The organism is Moorena producens PAL-8-15-08-1, assembly GCF_001767235.1.
Classification (GTDB): domain Bacteria; phylum Cyanobacteriota; class Cyanobacteriia; order Cyanobacteriales; family Coleofasciculaceae; genus Moorena; species Moorena producens_A.
Map to the genome: position 1 here is coordinate 8,487,068 of NZ_CP017599.1, position 20,191 is coordinate 8,507,258.

Sequence of the window (20,191 nt, forward strand, 5' to 3'; positions counted from 1 at the left end):
TCAGGTTGGGAGGAAGCGATCGCTTGGATTTAGCTAGTGCTTTAGCTAGTGATTAACTAGTCAGCTCAGGTTGGGTAATGAGAGTATCAAGCACCACTTGACTACAAGACAACGTTAGTCGTTTACGGAAAAGTAATCGCTAGTTCAGCCAGTTTGTGGATTGACCATTCCTGAGGTTGTGGTCATCCTAAATCAGCTTGATGGTCGAAAGTCTTGAACGCTATATCTAGTAAGGATTTCAGCCTTAGGTAATCCTACGGAAACTACAGCAGTGCTAGGGGTTAAAACTAGTCAGCTGAGAGAGTCACACACTCACCCGACCAGGGCGTTACTCACGAGTCTACATTTAGGGTGGACAAGGACAAAGGACAGCGAACCACTCCAAGGTTTGTAGATCACATTCACACACATTTCCTCTGTTGCTTGTTTCATGGCAATTCTGTGAATCTATTTTTGGGGGCAATACCATGCAAGTCAAAACTGTTACTAATCATCAAAATTCCGCCACTAACAATCAGGCTCCGGAAATTACTCTAGATAATCAAACCCAAAACTTGACCCAGGTCTTAGTGGAGGAACTCCAGTCGGAAATTGGAGCTAAATCCAGGAGTATTCAAGCGGTTGCCCACCGGATTACCTTGGAGGTAGAACGGATTTGTACTAAGAGCGATCGCATCCAGAATTCCGGTGAAATTGATACTTGGAAGTTGAATCTAGCACGTCATCGACTGCACAAATGTCTGTCATACTACAAACTAGGTTCTCGGCAGGGTCGTGTGGAACTCCATAGTACCCTCAGTACCATGGTTTATCGCCATGTGGCACCGTCCCAATCTCAGTTAAACTTTTCTGCTCGATACAATTTGATTGAGGACTTTTTACAGGACTTTTACGCTGAGTGCCTCAAAGCCTTCCGCCGGGAAAATCCTGTTGATTCTGACTACACTCCCCGTACCCAGCTAGAACTAGCAGAGTACATGGGCTTTAGTGAGCAATATGCTAAGCGACGCATTACCCTACGTGGTCGTGGTAGCCAGCAGTTGATTGTACTCAGAGCACAAAGCTTTTCCCGACGCCAGCCTAATGAAACCCCTGTGGATATTGAACAGGCTGTGGAGTATGGTAGGGATGAAGAAGCCCAAGAGCACAACCGTTCAGCTACTGTACAACAGGTACGCTCAAACCTGATTGAGAAAACCATTGACCCCAGTGATGCTGTTTTACGCGATCGCATTATCTCTGAGTTGATCAAATACCTAGAGTCTAACGGTCATAATGACTGTGCTAATTATCTAGTGTTAAAGCTGCAAGACCTGGCTGCACCAGAGATTGACGAAATCATGGGTCTAACACCCCGTCAGCGGGATTATCTACAACAGCGCTTTAAGTACCATGTAGAAAAGTTCTCTCGTTCAGCTCAGTGGAAATTGGTACACCAATGGCTAGGAGCAGACCTGGATCAAAAACTAGGGATGTCATCCAAGCAGTGGGATATCTTTGTGGCTCAACTCGATAGCCAACAGCAAGCCTTACTGCCCCTGAAACAGGCGCAAAAGAGTGATCAAGAAATTGCCAAAGCCCTCAAATGTACCCAAAAACAAGTGCAAAAGCGCTGGACTAAGGTGTTGGAACTAGCTTGGAAGACTCGTAACTCAGAAATTGGCCATGGCAATTAGACTTACATCTCCTTGGAGCAACTAAGTAAGGAGGAGAGTTAGGTAAAGGTTAAGTAGTTATGCCAACACCGACAAAGTATTAAGTTTGCTAAGGTTATGTTAACAACTGAAAACTCGTACCGCGTATTTATATTTATTTTTATTCTAGGTTTTAGGCTAATGGAATTCGGGATTAGGTACACCAGGGGCAGTTGACAGCCTCCGTGCTCAAGTCGGGGCGCTTCATAGGCTTGTCAGAAGCATAGAGCGATTAAACCTAGAGCGATTAAACCTAGAGCGATTAAACCTAGAGCGATTAAACCATTGGCCTAGACCCTTAAAAGTATTTCGCGGCTGCAGATCCAATCTGGTCAATCAACCAATAGTCATTACAGTAAGTATCTATGGTAGTCAATATTGCTCAAGGGTCTGCTTCACCTAAGATAGCAGCAAAAAATCAACAAGCTCTCCGGCAAGTGTGGGAAACGATTGAGCCTGATAGCTGTCCCTATCGCTACAATTTCCATATGCACACGATTTACTCTGATGGTAAGCTCAAACCGGAAGAGTTGATCAAACAGGCAATTACCATTGGTCTTAAGGGACTTGCCATCACCGATCACCACTCCGTTAGTGGTTATCAAGTTGCTCAAGCTTGTATAGAAAAATGGCAGCAGGAGTCATCTTTCTGTGATTCATTACCCCAGTTCTGGACTGGTGTCGAAATTACCGCCAACCTCCTGAATGATGACGTTCATATCCTCGGTTATGCCTTTGATCCAGAACATCCTAGTTTAAAGCGCTATTTCACTGGCATCGCACCGACCGGTAATGATGCTGAGGCTGGTGCAGTGATTGATGCTATCCATCAGGCTGGTGGTTTAGCAGTGTTGGCTCATCCAGCCCGTTACCGTAAGTCAGCAGATGAGTTAATTGCTGCTATAGCCAACTTAGGCATTGATGGTGTTGAAACTTACTATGCCTACACCAATCCTGAACCCTGGAAACCTAGTCCAAAACAAACTAAGCTTGTGTTGCAGTTGAGTGCTACCTACAATCTATTTAATACCTGTGGCACTGATACTCATGGGTTAAGCTTGCTCAAGCGTATTTGAAACGGAAATCTATTTTGACTTCTGTGGTTGTGGTCAATATCACTAAACGACTTCAGCCGTAAACTGGTATACATCTAGCGATACATTCACAACTGTCATCTGTGATCTAATTCTCATGTCAGAGGTGGACTAGTTACGGCTGGGTTGTTTTCAAGGCTGGGCTATCTTAGGCCGTGGGGGGAAATGGGATGCTCCAAAAGAGCCGCTGCGCGAACGGTCAATCGCGCCGTGTCGGGCTTTGCCCGTGCATGTCACGCTACGGGAACACAAAACCGGCAGCAATCTTCCATAAAAACTTTCCCCGCATCTGTTCGATACATACAATATTTAATTTGTCAACCTCTATTAATCGACTGATAGTCCAGATTGATGGGACTTTTGCTATCAATACTGTGACTAGCTTTATATTTCTGGGAATTATATAAGTAAGCTCTCCTGAGATAGCTCAGGTAGCTAGAGGTTGAGACTATAGCTTCAGCCACGACTATTGAAGCCATTACATGGTGATTGGCAGTCGGAAAATCAGCTGGATAAGTTTCAGCTCAGACTCTGGATTGAGAAAGTGGTGCGACAAGGCGCGATGTTCTGTCGCCAAGGGAAGGCGCACCAAGAGATAGGAACAAAAAAACGGTTTTTGGAGAAGACTATGATTAAGCCAGAAAAAGATTTTTGCTTCTGTACCTTAGCTCTCCGTAGTAAGTATCGCTCTCTTGCCAAAAAACTAGCAGGAGATTTAGAAAAGTATGCTCCAGGAAAATTATTAATAGTTGCCACAGATGATGTCAACGATTTTAATAACTGTAAGAACGTTTCAGCGTTTAAACACCAGCAAACAGGAATTCTTCATTGTTATCATGACAAACGTTTTGAGGTTGAGAAGGCTTTGTCAAGGTTTAGTGTCGCCATACAAATTGATGCTGACACCAGGATTGTAGGTAGCTTACCTGAAACCATTGAAGTATTGCCCGGAATTACAGCAGGACATCAAGCAAATCTTGTCAAGCATGTAGAAAAGTATAATCCGGAAAGATTAAAGCCCCTTAAACAGATAGCCTCTAAGTTAGATATCCCATTAGACAAGGCAATTTATATAGGAGAATCTTTAGTTTTTGTTTCTAGAGATGGTGGCAAAGAAAAAGAATTTATTAAACAATGGGGTATGATCGGGCGCTATTTTGAGTTAAAAGGTATTCATGGTGGCGAAGGCATTATCTTAGGACTGGCGGCTGCTAAGGCTGGATTGACTATTAGCAGAAGTTCTAGCTGGGACAGGATTAATGAAGTCAAGAAACATCTGGATGCTTCTCATGAGAAAACACAGAAAACGTTTTGGGATTCTCTGAAACGCAAACTGGGCTATCACTATAATTTTAATCGAGCCAGGGTAGCAGCATTAAAAGATTTTGAATTTTACTACCGATAATATAGCATTTGGTGAGGTACTTTCGTTTTAGGGAGTAGGGAGTAGGTTTTAGGGAGTAGGGAGTAGGTTTTAGGGAGTAGGGAGTAGGGAGTAGGGAGTAGGAAACTTCCGATCAGGGAACAGCGATGCAGTGAGGTTTTGGGGGTAACCCCCAAGACCTCACTGGCTTGGTTTCCAAGGGGCTGCGTGCCCAACTTGCTTCCCCACACAGCCCCAAAAGCATGAGAGACCGCATCAATAAGCCATTTGGTCATCGAACAATATAGCTTTTGTTATTCTAATGAGGTACAAACGATTTTTACCATCTTACCTCTTACCTCTTCTGACTTCACTGCTCCCTGCTCCCTGCTCCCTGCTCCCTGCTCCCTACTCCCTAAAAACATCTACCTCACCTAATTAAAAACCACTATAATGCAATCAGTGGCTATATTAGGAATCCTAAATCAGTTGTCAAATGATTTAGGGTTCCTATATATTTTTTATGGGGATAGCTTTTCCATTGTATAGTAGTACCAATGAAAAGGGTCACTGCAGTTATGGATACGGTCGTTATTCTAGCTTATTTTAATTTTTAAAAAAATAAATCCAGCTATATGGCTCTTGTCAAAGCACTAGCTTACTTAAGGGAAGACGTTGATATAATCCTGGTTTGTTATGGCTTAGATACTGACAGTATTGTTTCCTCGCAGAATCTTAAAATAATCAAGATTACCTCTGCTTCTGTACTTTGGCAAAAAGAAAGATTCTATAACGTAGCGTTATCCCATTTGACTAAAGAGCATCAATATGTTGTTTGGGCTGATGCCGATCTCCTTTTTACTAACAAGGGTTGGCAAGAGCAATTAAAAGAGAAACTGGAAAGCTACCGACTGGTTCAGATCTTCAATCGAGTCGAAGATGTAAAGCTTGAGAATGGCCATTTTTCTCTAACTGGACTTAGCCGCAAATCCGTGGTCACAACTTTCAATCGCGATATTACAGTTAAGGATTATTTCAGTAAAAGTGGCATCAGCTTAAGTCTTGGATTTAATCCGGGCTTTGGATGGGCGGCAAAGGCGACCACGATTAGAGAAATAGGCTTCCCCGACTTTATGATTTTGGGAGGTGGCGACAAGGTTTTATTGGCCTCCGCTATGGGATATCATTCGATTTTTGTTAAAGCACTTTTTTTTAATCATAGGTTTTCTAAACTATATCATTCTTGGGGAGACAAAGTTTTTGATACCATTAAAGGACGAGTGTCTTACCTAGAAAATACGATTTATCATATTGTTCAGGGAGATTATAAAAATCGTCGCTATTCTGATCGCCACAAATTAATTCAGGACAATAATTTTGCGATCGCTGATTATCTAAAAATTAATCAATGGGGAGCATGGCAATGGTACGATGAAAACAACGAATATGCTGTCAAAATAAGGAACTACTTTGATGAAAGAGGAGACTAAAGCATTGGAAATCGTCTTTTACGGAACTTCCGGTTGGTTTGACAGCACATCAGGTGCTACTAATTCTGTAGGGGTATTCGTAAATGATAGAGATATTGTTTTGTTCGACTTAGGCACTGGGGTTAGAAAAATAGACAGAGAAAGCGTTCGTGGTAAAAATGTTACTGTTATGCTTTCACACCTACATTTAGACCACTGTTATGGGCTACATATTTTACCGATGTTCCAGCCCGCTTCCTTGACGATTGTTATCCATGAAAGTCTAAAGCGTTATTTGGAGACTTTGTTTTCTTTTCCGTTTGTGAAACCGAGGGATAAACTAGGATTTCCTGTTGAGATTCGAGTGGCTAAAGATACAAGCTTGAATTTCGATAATTTTACCATAAAGACTCAAGCCTTAAAACATAATACTCCAGTGATAGGCGCTCAATTGCAATTAGAAAACCAATCTATTTGTTATTGTGTTGATACCATTTTATGTGATTCTCTATTGAGTATAACTAAGGATTGTGATATTCTCATTCTTGAATCTTGCCCGGTTGGAGGAAAGAAAACAAATGGATTTCATCTTGACATAGAACAACTTAAGGCAGTGCTAACTGCTACTCATGCTGAGAAGGTGATCATAACTCATTTTGGCGCTCGACAGTATCCAGATACTAAAACCAAAGAGTTGCTGTTTGCATCGATAAAAGATTTTCATCACAATATCGTTATGGCTTACGATGGTCTTGTTATCCGAAGTTAATCCATGAAAAGGGATACAAGCAAACACTATATTATTATTGGTGGGATGAAATGCGGAACAACTTCGCTGTTTTATTCCTTGTCTAAAAACTGCCCATCAATCAACGCCTCGGTGGTGAAGGATACTAAATTTTTTGTGGATAGAGATAGAGGAGGCAACTGGGAAAGAGGTATCGACTGGTATTTAGCAATGTTTCCTCCCTTAAATGGAATAAAGCTGGAAGCTTCTACCCACTATACAAAGTATCCAGACTATCCAGGGGTACCGGCGCGAATCAAGCAAGTCTTGAAAAACGTTAAATTGATTTATCTAGTTCGAGATCCATTACAGCGATCGATTTCTCATTTTTTTCATAACTTGTTAGTCGATAGAGAAAAGTTGGATATCAATCAAGCCCTTTCGACTAGTCGTAATAAATATATTAATTATAGCGATTATGCCCTACAGTTATCTCAGTATTATGATTATTTCGCTCCCGAAGATATTGTGATCATTAATATAGTCGAAGAAGAGTACCGAGAAAAGTCTTTAGAAGCACTAAAGCATTTTTTAGGAATAGAAACAAGTAATCCCTTCGTGCTAGAGCGTAGCAACACTGTTAAAGACAACTTTGTGAAAGCCGATAAAAATATAAAGATCGCTCCAGACATCATTAATTCTTCAGAGAATAATATTGAGCTAGCTTTAAAATTTGGTTTGAGCCATGATAATCTGATAAAAATGATTCAGCTTTGTAGGGAAAATGCCGTAAAGTTTAAAAACTATTATCCATTTACCATAGACCATTGGCTAGACAACTATAAAAATTATTTACTGTATTAACTTTGATAATATTACAAATTTTAATCTTAAGATATACCAATGGTGATTGCCCCAAAAATAGTCTATTATCCTGATGTTACCCTTGACAATCTAGATGCGGGAGTTATTGTCGCTTATCCATTGCCCGATGAAACCCATGCTTATTATGCAGTCCCAAATTTCCTGATTATTGGCGCGCAGAAATGCGGCACTCGCGAAATGCATACCTGGCTCGATCAGCATCCCAATCTTAAAGGTGCCCCTGAAGAGTGCCATTTTTTTGATGAAGTAATAGATCTTAAAACTGAATGGATACGCTATCTACTCAATCCTGCTTATTTACTGTCAAGAGACAAGGAGCAGTTGTTGTCTCGTTGTATCTATACATTTGAAAAAACACCAGCTTACTTAGACAAATGGAATCGAAGTGTGCCTATTCCCGAACTGGTTCGTGGAATGATGCCCTCTGGAAAATTCATTGTTTTATTGAGAAATCCAACAACACGGGCTTACTCAGCTTATCAAATGGGAAGGGCAGAACAAGACGTGATAGGAGCCATTCCTGAATATGTCGATACTGATTTTGTCTCTTTGATTAAAAGACGATTGTCAGCAAGCCAACCCGATCCCTACGATCGCCTGCTAAGCGTAGGGCACTATGCCTTGCATATAGAAACGTGGTTGAAATATTTTTCGCGAGAACAGCTATGGGTTGTGCTATTAGAAGATTTTCAGCGATCGCCTTTTGAAGTGATGGATGAAATCCTGACATTTATAAAATTGGCTCCCTTTGATTACCGAGCGTTGGCTGAACAAAATTCCCGTGGCTTGTGGGTGCTTCGAGGCCAAGCCTCAAAAGGAAATGCTCAGCCCTACGAACCAATTCCACAGGAAGCAAAAGCATTATTAGATGAGTATTATGCTCCTTGGAATAAAAAACTGAGGCAATTAATGCCAGAACTTGATATTAAATGGTGACAACTCGATATGCTTAATCAAAAAGAACGCTCTCAGAATCAAAAACTTTTGATTGCGTCGAATATTGCAATTATCCCTCTTATGACCAGTTTTGGTGCTATTGATGCCAGCTTACTTCAGTTATACGCAACCAGTATCCTCGGTTTGCAAGAAAGTCAAATCGGTTTTGCCATTGGTTTACCTTCCTTACTTATACCGCTACAGATTTCAGGTATTTATTTTGTAAAACGTTGGGGTAGTCAAACTACTCTGATGATTGGTTTTGCTTTACTATTTTTACTGCTACCATTAATGCTGATTGTGCCTATAGTGTATGGAAAAAATAAACTCTTTGGTTTTGGGTTTTTTTGTATTATTATTTTGTTTATGAATATCGTTCATAATACTACAAAAGGAGTAGCTTTTCAACCCATAATTCTGGAATCTACGCTTCCAGAAGAGCGTGGATGGTTTTTTGGTAAAATGCGACTGACTGTGCATGGGTTTAATTTACTTTTTTTTGCTATTCTTTCTGTGACGCTAGGAGAAAAATTAGCACTTCATGATTACGCATATATAGTTGTTTTGCTGATGATGTACTGTTTAGTTGCAGGACTCATAACTTATAAAATCAAAATTTATGAAACTAGTCAATCTCCCTATAAAATCAACCAGAATTTTTTAGATGATATCCGCGAAATATTTTCCAATAAAAAATACCGTTTATTAATAACTATTTTGACTTTATGTTTTCTTTCTTCTTTGCCCCTGTTTGTCACCTATTTAGCAATTGGGTTACAGCTTAATGCCAATTATATTTCCCAGTTAATTACATTAAATATAGTAGGAACTCTGACTGGGATAGCAATTTGGGGGCGACTCATAGATCGCATTGGCTTTATGCGTACCATATATATTATCGTCTTAATGCTGGCAACTGTCGGAGTGCTATGGTTATTTGTGCAACCTATTGAATTGTCCTATGGTTGGTGGCAGTTTTCATCTCTCAGCCTGGTCTTAATTGCTATTATTACTGGTTTTTTACAATCGGGATTGAAAATGGCATTGCTCGTTGGGGTACACAATACTGCCACGGAGCGATCGGCAGTTACAGCATTGGCTTTCTTCAATAGTACCGGAATGATTCTGGGCAATCTAGTACCCTTCTTTGTTGGATTTTATTTAAATTTTACATTAGGAGTATGGAGATTTTCTCTGGGTGCTATTAATATTGACAGTTATCAAATGATTGGTTTATTGAGCGCTTTATTGTGTTTGCTGAGTGCAGTGATGTGTTACCGCAACCGTCAGCTGATGATATAAGTCGATAGAGATGCTTCCTGTGCTGGGCGATCGCCATTGGATCTAATACCTCCAAATCCCAGAAGTCAGGAAGGAGGGTTAGTGGGGGCGATCGCCTCTACAAAACTGGCGGATTTAGTGGCAACGGTATTCGAGCAGAACTATAGCCTTTATAGGAATCATGATGTACAAATGGATCCCCCTAAATCCCCCTTAAAAAGGGAGACTTTGAGGTTAATTGTTGTACCTCATACATGAAATTAACGCTATATATCAGCTAGCAATCATTTAGCAGCTTTGCCATCAAAAGAAGAACAATTTCCCCCTAACCCATCCACAATGGCACAGGTATTGCTAGTAATCATGCCAATATAAGTTCCAGTATCACTCCCTTTTTCTCCTAGACCATCTGCAAATAACTTTTGGTCTGAGAGTTTAACCTTTGCTTCTCTGGCGACAGTGCCAATAACCTTATCATTTGTTGTTACTTCGGCGAAAATTGTTGGTACCTTACTTTTCTTAATCTTCTGTACCAGTTCTTTCACCCGTGCTGCTGTCGGTGCTTCTTCTGCGCTAAGCCCTTGCAACGCATCAGAATCAGAAAAACCGTAAGCGTTAATGTAGTACCCTAGGGCATCATGGGTAGTAATTAGTTGGCGTTGCCCTTTGGGTATAGTTGCAACTTGTGCTTTTACCCAAGCATCCAACTGTTCCAGGTTAGTGGTTAGCTGTTTGGCATTCTTAGCATACAATTCCTGATCATCTGGGTTAAGTGCTGCCAGTTGGCTACGAATTACTTCCACCATCTTGATAGCATTTTGGACATTATGCCAAACATGGGGGTCGGGCTCTAGTTCCTCATCACTGTGAGCGGATCCTGTCTTTTCTTCCTCATGGTCATGGTCATGGTCATGGTCATGGTCATCATCATGGTCATCATCATGGTCATGGTCATGGTCATCATCATGGTCATCCTTATGGTCATCCTTTTCTTGCTCATGATCATGGTGGTGATGTGCTTCCGCCATAATTGGACTAGGCACAGCTTGATCATGCACCGCTATTTTAGGAGCTGGTGTATTAGTGGCTTGAACTAATTTAATAACTTCTGGTTCAAAGTCGTAGCCACCGTATAGAACTAGTTGAGCTTGCTCTAGGGATTGGCGAGCTAAGGTGGTAGCTTTGTAGGTATGAGGGTCTTGACCTGGTTCAATCAGACAGGTCATATCAATGGTATCTTGGGCAATTTCTGTTGTTAAGTCACAAAGCACACTGTAGGATGCTACCACTAGTGGCTTCTCCCTTGATGAGGTTTCGCTGCTTTCACTACAACCACCTAGTGCTACCCCAAAGGCGAGAGCACCACTAGCTAAGAGCGTCCGAAATTTAACTGGTAAGGGTTTCAGCATAGATCAACCCGCTTAAATTAGTAGCTATCAAGAACAAGAATCATTTTACAAGGCTTAGGCTGAGAACGACAATCAGTTGCAAACACGCTAAACTATGAGAGCGGTAGTCGTTCTCACAAAACCTAATGTTAGAAGTCCATAACCTAGGAGTCTGTTACCGAGACACTTGGGCTATTTGTGATATATCCTTCTCCCTCCAGCCAGGACAATTAACTGGCTTACTGGGGCCCAATGGTGCTGGTAAAAGTACTATGGTGAAGGCGATGCTGGGACTGATTCCAGCAGCGAAGGGGGTAGTGAAATTGGCAGCCCGTCCCCTCCGGAGTCAATTAAAACGAGTCGCTTATGTTCCTCAGCGATCGCAAATTGATTGGGATTATCCGATTACGGTATGGAATGTAGTCATGATGGGTCGTACAGTCCACACCGGTTGGTTTAGGTCTCCTAGTCGCCAATCTAAGGAAATTGTTAAGAATGCGTTAGAACGGGTGGGCATGTTCGAGTATCGCCACCGTCAAATTGGCGAACTCTCTGGTGGACAGCAGCAGCGGGTATTTTTAGCGCGGGCCCTAGCTCAACAAGCGGAGTTATTATTTTTTGATGAGCCATTTGTGGGCATCGACAAAAAGACAGAAGACATTATTTTTGAGGTTTTTAGTGAACTTAAATCCCAAGACAAAACGTTACTAGTGATCAGCCATGACTTAGGAGAAACCTTAGCTCATTATGATCAACTCCTCTTATTGAATAAGCAACTGATTGCTGTGGGTTCAAGGGCCCAAGTGCTGACACCAGAAAACCTGAGCAAGGCTTATGGTAAGGTGATGAGTTTGGCCGCAGCTTGAGGGGTGAGTTTTGAGTGCTTAGGTCTGAGTGCAGAGTGTGTTAACTCGGTCAGTCCCAAAGTCAGAGAGTAATACCTGTTAGGGTTCACTGTTCAGCAATGAACCCAAGGTAATATATACTGATCCTTGCTGGGCTGGAAAATTGATCAAACAGGATATTACAGGACTCATGACTGACTCTCAAACTGGTCGGATGTTGCTTTCCCATAACTTTGAACTATCAGACGATAGTTTCCCTGAACTAAACCGGGAAGAATTTACTCAGGTATTTGCTGAAGGATTAAGTAACTATCCATCCTTAAAGTGTCGTAAATTAGATCATCCCCATTGGATGGTTGAGATTTTATTCCCTACTCAAGAGTTTACAGCACCTCAAGTTGGAGAATTGTGCGCTCAAGCTCTAGACGAGAAGAGGATTAGTCAAAAAAAGGGAGATTTTATGCCAGATATCTTAATATTAGGAGGTTTAAAGAAAACTCCACCCTTAAGTAATGCTCCTGATACTCTCCAAACCGGAGAATGGGGAGTTGATGTTGTAGAAACAACCTCAGCAGAGCAATTTTTAACAGCCCTAGGATGGGAGGAAAAAACAGCTGGTAAAACCATCGACAATGTTTTCAAGATTGAAAAAAGGAATAATGCTGCATCCTAACGTTACAGCAGATTTGTATGACCTACAAATTATTTTGTTTTAGGGAGCAGGGAGCAGGGAGCAGGGAGTAGGATGAAATAGTTGGGAGTATTTTTGGTATTATTAAAAATCCGCAAGTAAGATTGTTAATGATATATTTATATAGCAATTATCTGTCTTGATGCAGTCGCTCATGGGGGAAACCCCCAAGACCGCGCTGCATCGCTATGCCATGAGGTACAAAGGGATCCCCCTAAATCCCCCTTATCAAGGGGGACTTTGAGGCGGAAAAGCGTACCTCATAAATCCTAGAAACGCTATAAATGCTATTGACACTTAATAAAAATCTCCCCATCTCCCCATCTCCCCATCTCCCCACACTCCCTACTCCCTACTCCCTACTCCCTACTCCCTACTCCCTACTCCCTACTCCCTACTCCCTACTCCCTACTCCCTATTCCCTGTTCCCTGTTCCCTACTCCCTTTTATTTAGTATGAATTGGCTGATTGAGCCCCTAGGTTTTGAATTTATGCGGAATGCGATCGCAACGGCTGTGCTGTTGGGGATATTAGGCGCAGTGGTAGGCAGCTACTTAATTGTACAACAAATGAGCCTGATTAGTAGTGTGATTGCCCATGCGGTTTTACCTGGTCTCTCAATCGCATTTTTTTTAGGAATAAATATCTCTATTGGTGCCTTTATTGCAGGTGTCCTTAGCGCTTTAGTTGTAGCGGTGATTCCTCAGCGTACGCGAGTCAAAGTGGATGCAGCAATGGCGTTGACTTTCAGCAGTTTTTTAGGTTTGGGAGTGATACTAATTACGGTGCTGAAAACTAACCAACTTGACTTAGAAAATATTCTTTTTGGTGACATCTTAGGGGTGAGACCAGGAGATGTCTGGCAAACCCTGGTGATTACAGGAGTAATTTTACTTTTAACAAAGTTGTTCTATAAAGAGCTATTATTCTATACCTTTGACCCTTTAGGAGCGCAAGCTAGCGGTTTACCGGTCAAACTAATTTATTTCGGGTTAATCTTAGCGATTACTCTCACCATTGTGGCCAGTATGCAGACGGTAGGGGTGTTGCTGGTTATTTCTATGTTAATCGGACCCGCGACTACGGCTTATTTATTAGTAAAAGAATTACATCACATGATGGGTTTAGGCTCAATGATTGGAATTTTTTATAGTGTCAGTGGCATGTATATAAGCTACTATTTTAATTGGCCATCAGGCCCCGCTATTGTAATGGTAATCTTTGGCTTATTTTTCCTGGCATTTTTGTTTAGCCCAAGCCAAGGGATTCTCACGGAGCCAGCTGTCGCACGTCGCCAGGCTAAGTTATTGACTTTGCTGAAGGAATTATTGAGATCGAATCGAGGGTAAGTAATCAGCAATCAGCTATCAGCAATCAGCCATCAGCAATCAGCCATCAGCAATCAGCAATCAGCTATTAGTTATCAGCTATCAGCTATTAGCTTAAGCGCTACGCGCACGCTACTTGAGGTGCTATCAGCCATTAACTATTAGGTATTGGCTATCAGCATGTTGAACATGGTAATAGCATGTAGACATGGTAAACTATAACTAAATAACTCAAGACTAGTGTAGTGTAAGGGCTAGCAACACCCATGCACTAGACCTCAGCTTACTCTAATCTCTGGTCATGGTTGAAAAACTTACAGTTAAAAATTTTGCTGGTATCGACGAACTAGAGATTGAGGTTAAACGAATCAATATCGTGATTGGACCTCAAGCTAGTGGAAAAAGTGTATGTGCTAAACTTCTTTTTTACTTTAAAAACTTTGTTTGGAAAATTTTATATACAGTAGAAAATCAACAAACAAAGCGTCAACTAGAGTCAAGTTAATCTAAAACTTTTGAAAACTACTTTCCTCCAGATTCATGGGGAGATGATGATTTCTATATTAAGTATGAAATCTCTAATGTTTTTATCGAAATTTTTAAAAAACCAAATACTAAGGGTAAACTTGATATTAGTTACTCAGAATTTTTTAAAAAAGAACTATTAGAATTACGCAAAGGGCTGAAAAAAATTAGCGGAAAAAGCTCTGACAAAATTACTCAAGTGGAGCTGGTTGAAAGATTTTTGTTCAGTAGGGAAATTCTAAGAGAACAGTTGACAAAATTTTTGAGTAGTTCAGTATGTGATGAGGCAGCTTATACCCAGCTTTTTATTCCTGCTGGTCGCTCTTTCTTTGCGAATCTCCAAAGTAGTATATTTTCTTTGATTTCTAATAAGAGTGTTATCGATCCATTTCTGATCGAGTTTGGTTCCACTTACGAAACTATAAAACGTTTGAATGTGAGAATCATCAAAGAAACTGAAGATATCAACAAAAAAGAGATAAACGATGAAATCGACAGGCTTGTTAAAAAAGTGTTATGTGGGGAACACATACAGGAAAAAGGCGAAGATTTTGTGAAGATGGCAGATGGAAGACGGATTAGTATTGCCAACTCTTCTTCTGGTCAGCAAGCAACATTTCCCCTGACGATTATGCTTTCAGCACTACCTTTTTCAGTTTATGACCGTTCGGCTGGACAAACTGTTTATATTGAGGAACCAGAAGCTCATCTATTTCCAAGCGCACAACGAAACATGGTTGAGTTAATCGCCTGTGTTTTTAATTCTGATCCGCAAAAGCAAAAACTTCAATTCTTTATCACCACCCATAGTCCTTACGTCCTAACTGCAATCAATAATCTGATTCAAGCTGGTATGCTCTATGAAGAATCTAGCCAGGATACCTTACCTAAATTAGAAAAAATTGTTCCTAGCTATAAAGCCCTGAGTACGTCTGATTTATCAGCCTATGTCCTAGAAAATGGCAAGGCTGAAAATATTTTAGACAATGATACAGGTCTGATCAATGCCAATGTTATTGACGGTGTTTCTGATCAGCTAGCTATTGAGTTTGATAAACTTTTGGACTTAGCTTGACTATTTATGAAAAGTTTCCAAGATTGTGAGGAATATAAGCATGACAAGATAATCGTATTAGAGGAAAACAATAGTAAACTAACTTTACTCAATCCCAACAAAGATAAAATTTTAGTAATTACAGTTGATGGCTGTGCTATCGCAGATGATGAAAATAAGCGCTGTGATTACGCCCTTGTTTGTAGTAACGGATTAGAAATTTATGTAGAGTTGAAAGGAAGTAAGATTAAACATGCATTTGAGCAGATATAATCGACGATTAAGTTACTTTCAGATAACCCACAAAAAATCAAAAAGCTGTGCTTTGTAGTTTCGACTCGCGTTCCCAAACTAACAACGACTATACAACAACTGCAAAGGAAGTTTAAGAAGAACTATAATGCTAGTTTCTGCATTAAGACTATTCAAGATACTTATAATTTAAGTAAAATTACCATCTAGAAAAAAAGTACGTAAGCCTATGGTTAGGCTTCTTCTTCTTGACTTTCTTGAGAGTAAAGTCACTGTATGCTACCTCAGTCTCCTGATTTTGAGCCTAAGGGTAAGCTTGAGCTGTGTCTATTTTATAGCGAAGTCTGAACAAAAGTGACAATCGGGCAACTAGGGAATTGCACTGGGAAGTCTGCTGAAACTTGATTGCGATTGACCTTGGCCAAAAGGCCACGCTTCGCGAACGGTCACGCTACGCGAGTCACGCTAAGCTTCCGCGCTTGTGCGATTGGCCGTAGGCCACGCTTCGCGATGCGACCTAGGAGCCGCTAAAAGCGATTGGCCGTAGGCCACGCTTCGCGATCGCATCACCGGTTTTCTAGCTAGGGGTCGGGGGCGATCGCGACCCCTAGGTGAATTAGGCCAGACTTAGACTTATGGATGTTAAGTCAAAATGTAACACAGTGCGATCAAGCCCGCTGGTAGGTTAGGTTAAGTTAAGTAACCCAACAATCTCACTAAATTAATTTAACAAAACTCGCGGAATTCCCCACCCTCTTCCAGGGTGGGGATGGATAGCGAGACGACAACTTGTAATGACAAATCATCACGATTCATGTTAGAATAAAGATGGTCGCTGACCCGCCTGACTGACTAAAAGGCTACCTTACAAATGGTCTAAAATCCTATCAGTTTTTAGACCATTAGGTGTACAAAGTACTAGCAGAGCTCAGGGTCAGAAGTTACCGCAAGAATAAGGCAGCCTTTATGGTTGGTCGGCTATGGGTAAAAGGGTTAAAACTTTATGATTAAGGCTGCCTTATTCTAAGGTTTCGTCTCCGGGAAGAGACAAGCCCCGGCTGGTTGACCACAGAGTCGTAATTCCAAGGTGAGTCTGCCCTTGTAAACTATATGTCTGCGGAAGGCGGATATCTGCCTGTGGACGCTGAGTAAGACCGTATTGCAGCAGGCGCGCTTTCCAATGGCCGGGTAACCCGGCCTTGGGTCGCGCCTCTGTTTGAGGCATCGGCGGATGAAGCGGGAAGCCCGAAAGACGAATAAAACCGTCCCTGAGTTGACCTGAGAATTGGAAGCCCCAACCTCAGCGTTCGCGTAGCGTGACCAAAGGTCAAGCAGGTTGGGGTACTTCACATTACTTCCGCTCAAAGGAGGCAATCAAAGGGTTCTCAGAACTTAAGTATTTATTGATTGCTGACAAAGCTTGAGGTTGATGGGAAACATGAGCATCAATGAATAAACCAATTGTTTCTGCTAGCAAATTCCGTAGTAGGTCTTCCGGTTGAGATGCTGGATAGTCTAGGAAAGGTCTACCAGTCGTGGAATCAGATGGATAAGCAATAGAGAAATGATTGGCTCCCTCTAGAAGTAGCAGATAACTATCGTCTCTGCCTGCTGAGATCGCTTCCCTAAAAGTGCGTAACACTGGAGTGGTTGCTTGTTCCCAAGTCACTCCATAGCGGTGGCTGCTGTTGGCAATAACTCCATCACAGGTTCCTCCAATCAGCATTAATGGTAAAGCATCAGGTAAAGGCAAGATTGTGCCCGATGGATATCCTAGTTGCTTCCCTCCTGCTGTATGTGCACCATAGGCAAAAGAAGCCACAATTTGTGGAAAGAAGCGTGGATTTGCACTTTCAATTGCAACTCTGCCCCCAGCGGAGTGTCCTCCTAGAATGATCTGTTTTAAATCAAGCAGGCCAGCTAGAACTCCGTTAAGTTGTAATTCCTCTAATGCTACCAATAGGCTTGGTAAAGCAGAGGCTGTTGGAGCTGAACCATAGGTGTTTGGATTCAACATTGCGATGTCAACACCTGGAGTCAGACCTACTATACCAGGTAAGTTTTCGGCAACCCAGGAGAAAGTGACAACCACAAGCCCACGTTCTGCCAACTTAATAGCAAGCCACTGATATACTTCAGGACTACAGTTTATGCCATTAAAGAAAATGACGACTTTGAAGGGAGACTGCTGAGGATCAGCAGGAACAATACCCATATTTTGTTCCTGATCGCTGCCTGACATCAGGGCTGGATAGAAAACTTTCAAATGAATGGTGTCATATGGAGAGGAAGCATCTTCTACTTTGGTAGACTGAAAAATTGCTCGAATAACCATACCACAAAAACTTATTTATTCAGACTTTAATGAGCTTATCAATTACAGTGAGCTTTGAAGCACACCCATAGATGGAAGGCTAACGGCATTGAGGCTAGCGGCGCGAGACGCACTCTGGGAAAAGCCAATCCTTTCGCCTTCGGGTCCGTTTCAATCAATGGTTTGGAATTCGTTGATCCTCAATGAGTCGTTCTGACTCAGAAATGGCAAAGTCTCCAACAGCTGACTTCTCAATAGCGGTGAGGGTAGTCTGTTATGTTTTTGGCCTTCTCCTCTGGTGCTGGGGTGACAGAATTACTGCTACAATTGAATTTATTGCCGGGGATGGGTTTGAGGTTTGTGAGCAAAATTATGACCGAAACGATGCTATTTATTTCATTGATCCACCTTATCTAAAAGCTGGTCGCAGGCTCTATCGATATTCAGCAGTTGATCATGAAGCTGTATTTAAACTTGCTAGCCAATTGGAAGGCGATTTTTTGATGAGCTATGAAAATACAGAAGAAATAAGAGATCTAGCAAGTGGCTATGAATTTGCTGTACAACCTATTGCTATGAAAAACACTCATCATGCTGAGAAGACCGAATTGCTGATTGGCCGAAATTTGGATTGGTTTTTAGGGTAGTGCGATCGCTCTTGTCCGGTGGGCAAATGGATCTGATCACTGATCTAATGGCCAAATTCTCCTAATTTGCCCACCCTACCCTACTGATAGCTGACGGCTGATCACTGATAGCCTACCAAGTGCGATCACTCTTGTCCGGTGGGTAAATGGATCTGATCACTGATCTACAGCGGTTTTCAATTCGATGAGGTAAAAACTTCTGGGTTTTAGGGAACAGCGGCTCACCCTACCCTACTTACTGAGAGCTGAGAGCTGACGGCTGATAGCTGAATGCTTACGATACAACAGAAAAGGGATAAATCAAGATTGTGAGCTTAACCAGGGGCTTACGAGCCAAGGTCAAATAGTGAAACCCGCGAATGTGGAATGACCAGGAATCTTTATAACTCTGATGCTGAAAGTCGCCCTTCGATTGGCTCGTATTCATCTTCCAACAGCCAAGTTTGGGTTTCATCATAGGTTGCTCCACTAAACACAACCTTGTAATTCTCAGCAGGATCGTACACACGACAACTACCTGATGAATTACCCAGTAACAGCAGGATGTAGGGAGGGGATAGCATGGGGTCAATCCAAACTTCAGCGAAATCCCACTCACTATTGGCTGGGTCGAGTACGGGGAATAACATGGTATTGGTTTTTTCCATCAATCTTCACCTCTCCATAAAACAAGGGAGTGCTTGGGCTACCATCGGGGCTGATTCTGTAACCAATTGAATCAGCGAAGAACAAACCGTAACGCTCATATCCTCGTATGACTCCGGTAAACTCTCCTGTCTCTATGATGGCTTGAGCAACTCTTTCCATTGTGGCTTGATTGTTAAAAACATGAGCCGATCGGCCTCGCCTGAGTAACCGCTGTACTTGTGGTGTGCCAGGTAGATGCTTGGCAATGTGTCTAGAATCCAGAAAAATCTCACGATCGATGCCACTCATACACTAGAAATATCGAGTGTTTTGAGCATACCAAATTTATGGTATGGAGCAAGACCAAAAAACCCCCTCAACTGCAGCTGTATGGCAGGTCATTTTAGGTGGTGGTGCCGAATGGCTAGCGGAAACTATTGTCAACTTTAATTTAACTCCACAGAGTGCCAAGCAAGCGATTGATTCTGCTAATGAATCTCTGGAATCTCTCGCTTTCGCAACAATAGTGAAAAATCGCGTTAATCGTGGTGGAATTCTGGCTGATGGTGCTAGCTTTATGAAAAATGGGGAAAATGGGAAAGGAATCACCTCACGCTGGTATCCTGATACTCTGAAAAAGCGTATACTTTCTATTGATAAAATCAGAAAAAAAATTGAATTTATTGCTGGGGATGGAGTTGAGGTTTGTGAGCAAAATTATCACCGCAACGATGCTATTTATTTCATTGATCCACCTTATCTAAAAGCTGGGCGCAGGCTCTATCGATATTCAACAGTTGATCATGAAGCTGTATTTAAACTTGCTAGCCAATTGGAAGGCGATTTTTTGATGAGCTATGACAATACAGAAGAAATAAGGGATATAGCAAGTCGCTATGAATTTGCTGTACAACCTATTGCTATGAAAAACACTCATCATGCTGAGAAGACAGAATTGTTGATTGGCCGAAATTTGGATTGGTTTTTAGGGTAGTCATTATGTGAAGGCTGACCCAAACGATGTTGGCGTAGCCTTCCCGAAGGGTAGCCGATGGTCTGGGGCGACTCCTT

At 41.8% G+C, this 20,191-nt stretch carries 22 protein-coding genes; 17 read left to right on the top strand and 5 right to left on the bottom strand.

What is annotated here, in order from left to right:
* Positions 1-467 precede the first annotated feature (467 nt).
* From BJP34_RS31065 to BJP34_RS31075, 3 genes are all read left to right on the top strand, one after another.
* Positions 468-1,676 (top strand): HetZ-related protein, encoded by a 1,209-nt coding sequence (locus BJP34_RS31065; RefSeq protein WP_070395676.1) that lies wholly within the window; start codon positions 468-470, stop codon positions 1,674-1,676.
* A 383-nt stretch (positions 1,677-2,059) separates the two neighbouring features.
* Entirely contained in the window at positions 2,060-2,770 is a 711-nt protein-coding gene (locus BJP34_RS31070) for a PHP domain-containing protein (RefSeq protein ID WP_070395677.1), read from the top strand.
* Between the two features lie 487 nt (positions 2,771-3,257).
* Entirely contained in the window at positions 3,258-4,193 is a 936-nt protein-coding gene (locus tag BJP34_RS31075; protein WP_229424112.1) for a hypothetical protein, read from the top strand.
* Here the strand turns inward: BJP34_RS31075 and BJP34_RS31080 are convergent.
* A complete protein-coding gene (locus tag BJP34_RS31080; protein WP_070395678.1) occupies positions 4,184-4,447 on the bottom strand; it encodes a hypothetical protein in 264 nt (87 codons plus the stop codon). The two genes, BJP34_RS31075 and BJP34_RS31080, sit on opposite strands and share 10 nt — an antisense overlap.
* 339 nt (positions 4,448-4,786) lie before the next feature.
* Between BJP34_RS31080 and BJP34_RS31085 the strand changes: the two genes are divergently transcribed.
* From BJP34_RS31085 to BJP34_RS41420, 6 genes are read left to right on the top strand one after another with little or no spacing between them, the layout of a single operon-like run.
* Positions 4,787-5,641 (top strand): hypothetical protein, encoded by an 855-nt coding sequence (locus tag BJP34_RS31085; protein ID WP_070395679.1) that lies wholly within the window; start codon positions 4,787-4,789, stop codon positions 5,639-5,641.
* Positions 5,625-6,389, top strand: a complete 765-nt coding sequence (locus BJP34_RS31090) for an MBL fold metallo-hydrolase (protein ID WP_070395680.1) — start codon at positions 5,625-5,627, stop codon at positions 6,387-6,389. Before BJP34_RS31085 ends, BJP34_RS31090 begins: the two co-directional genes overlap by 17 nt.
* Positions 6,390-6,392: 3 nt before the next feature.
* The gene (locus BJP34_RS31095) at positions 6,393-7,211 is read left to right on the top strand and encodes a sulfotransferase domain-containing protein (RefSeq protein WP_070395681.1); all 819 of its coding nucleotides are present in this window, start codon (positions 6,393-6,395) and stop codon (positions 7,209-7,211) included.
* 39 nt (positions 7,212-7,250) lie between these two features.
* Positions 7,251-8,168: a sulfotransferase domain-containing protein gene (locus BJP34_RS31100; RefSeq protein ID WP_070395682.1), complete on the top strand. Its 918-nt coding sequence runs from the start codon at positions 7,251-7,253 to the stop codon at positions 8,166-8,168.
* A 9-nt stretch (positions 8,169-8,177) separates the two neighbouring features.
* Positions 8,178-9,470 carry an MFS transporter gene (locus tag BJP34_RS31105; protein ID WP_070395683.1) on the top strand — a complete coding sequence of 431 codons (1,293 nt, stop codon included), beginning with the start codon at positions 8,178-8,180 and terminating at the stop codon, positions 9,468-9,470.
* A gap of 36 nt (positions 9,471-9,506) precedes the next feature.
* Positions 9,507-9,707, top strand: coding sequence for a hypothetical protein (locus tag BJP34_RS41420; RefSeq protein WP_149031273.1), 201 nt, complete (start codon positions 9,507-9,509; stop codon positions 9,705-9,707).
* Between the two features lie 26 nt (positions 9,708-9,733).
* Here the strand turns inward: BJP34_RS41420 and BJP34_RS31110 are convergent, their stop codons facing one another.
* A complete protein-coding gene (locus tag BJP34_RS31110; RefSeq protein WP_070395684.1) occupies positions 9,734-10,858 on the bottom strand; it encodes a metal ABC transporter solute-binding protein, Zn/Mn family in 1,125 nt (374 codons plus the stop codon).
* A gap of 125 nt (positions 10,859-10,983) precedes the next feature.
* On the opposite strand from BJP34_RS31110, the gene BJP34_RS31115 reads away from it, so the two are divergent.
* The 6 genes from BJP34_RS31115 (at position 10,984) to BJP34_RS48050 (ending at position 15,553) form a co-directional block, all read left to right on the top strand.
* The gene (locus BJP34_RS31115; protein ID WP_070395685.1) at positions 10,984-11,703 is read left to right on the top strand and encodes a metal ABC transporter ATP-binding protein; all 720 of its coding nucleotides are present in this window, start codon (positions 10,984-10,986) and stop codon (positions 11,701-11,703) included.
* A 169-nt stretch (positions 11,704-11,872) separates the two neighbouring features.
* The gene (locus BJP34_RS31120) at positions 11,873-12,355 is read left to right on the top strand and encodes a DUF2656 domain-containing protein (RefSeq protein WP_070396971.1); all 483 of its coding nucleotides are present in this window, start codon (positions 11,873-11,875) and stop codon (positions 12,353-12,355) included.
* Between the two features lie 473 nt (positions 12,356-12,828).
* On the top strand, positions 12,829-13,722 hold the full coding sequence (locus BJP34_RS31125) for a metal ABC transporter permease (protein WP_070396972.1): 894 nt from the start codon (positions 12,829-12,831) through the stop codon (positions 13,720-13,722).
* Positions 13,723-14,002: 280 nt separating this feature from the next.
* Positions 14,003-14,206, top strand: coding sequence for an AAA family ATPase (locus tag BJP34_RS48045; protein WP_229424113.1), 204 nt, complete (start codon positions 14,003-14,005; stop codon positions 14,204-14,206).
* A gap of 126 nt (positions 14,207-14,332) precedes the next feature.
* Complete coding sequence (locus BJP34_RS31130) at positions 14,333-15,301, top strand: AAA family ATPase (protein WP_418904176.1); 969 nt, start codon at positions 14,333-14,335, stop codon at positions 15,299-15,301.
* Between the two features lie 6 nt (positions 15,302-15,307).
* A complete protein-coding gene (locus BJP34_RS48050) occupies positions 15,308-15,553 on the top strand; it encodes a hypothetical protein (protein ID WP_070395686.1) in 246 nt (81 codons plus the stop codon).
* Between the two features lie 1,330 nt (positions 15,554-16,883).
* Here the strand turns inward: BJP34_RS48050 and BJP34_RS31140 are convergent.
* The gene (locus tag BJP34_RS31140; protein WP_070395687.1) at positions 16,884-17,867 is read right to left on the bottom strand and encodes an alpha/beta hydrolase family protein; all 984 of its coding nucleotides are present in this window, start codon (positions 17,865-17,867) and stop codon (positions 16,884-16,886) included.
* Between the two features lie 182 nt (positions 17,868-18,049).
* Between BJP34_RS31140 and BJP34_RS31145 the strand changes: the two genes are divergently transcribed.
* Positions 18,050-18,493 carry a hypothetical protein gene (locus BJP34_RS31145; RefSeq protein ID WP_070395688.1) on the top strand — a complete coding sequence of 148 codons (444 nt, stop codon included), beginning with the start codon at positions 18,050-18,052 and terminating at the stop codon, positions 18,491-18,493.
* A gap of 380 nt (positions 18,494-18,873) precedes the next feature.
* Here the strand turns inward: BJP34_RS31145 and BJP34_RS31150 are convergent, their stop codons facing one another.
* A complete protein-coding gene (locus tag BJP34_RS31150) occupies positions 18,874-19,140 on the bottom strand; it encodes a hypothetical protein (protein ID WP_070395689.1) in 267 nt (88 codons plus the stop codon).
* Positions 19,091-19,429 carry a DUF6972 family protein gene (locus BJP34_RS31155; RefSeq protein ID WP_070395690.1) on the bottom strand — a complete coding sequence of 113 codons (339 nt, stop codon included), beginning with the start codon at positions 19,427-19,429 and terminating at the stop codon, positions 19,091-19,093. Before BJP34_RS31155 ends, BJP34_RS31150 begins: the two co-directional genes overlap by 50 nt.
* Before the next feature lie 43 nt (positions 19,430-19,472).
* Here BJP34_RS31155 and BJP34_RS31160 point away from each other — a divergent pair, with 43 nt between their 5' ends.
* The gene (locus BJP34_RS31160) at positions 19,473-20,114 is read left to right on the top strand and encodes a DNA adenine methylase (RefSeq protein ID WP_193431290.1); all 642 of its coding nucleotides are present in this window, start codon (positions 19,473-19,475) and stop codon (positions 20,112-20,114) included.
* The last annotated feature ends 77 nt before the right edge of the window (positions 20,115-20,191 follow it).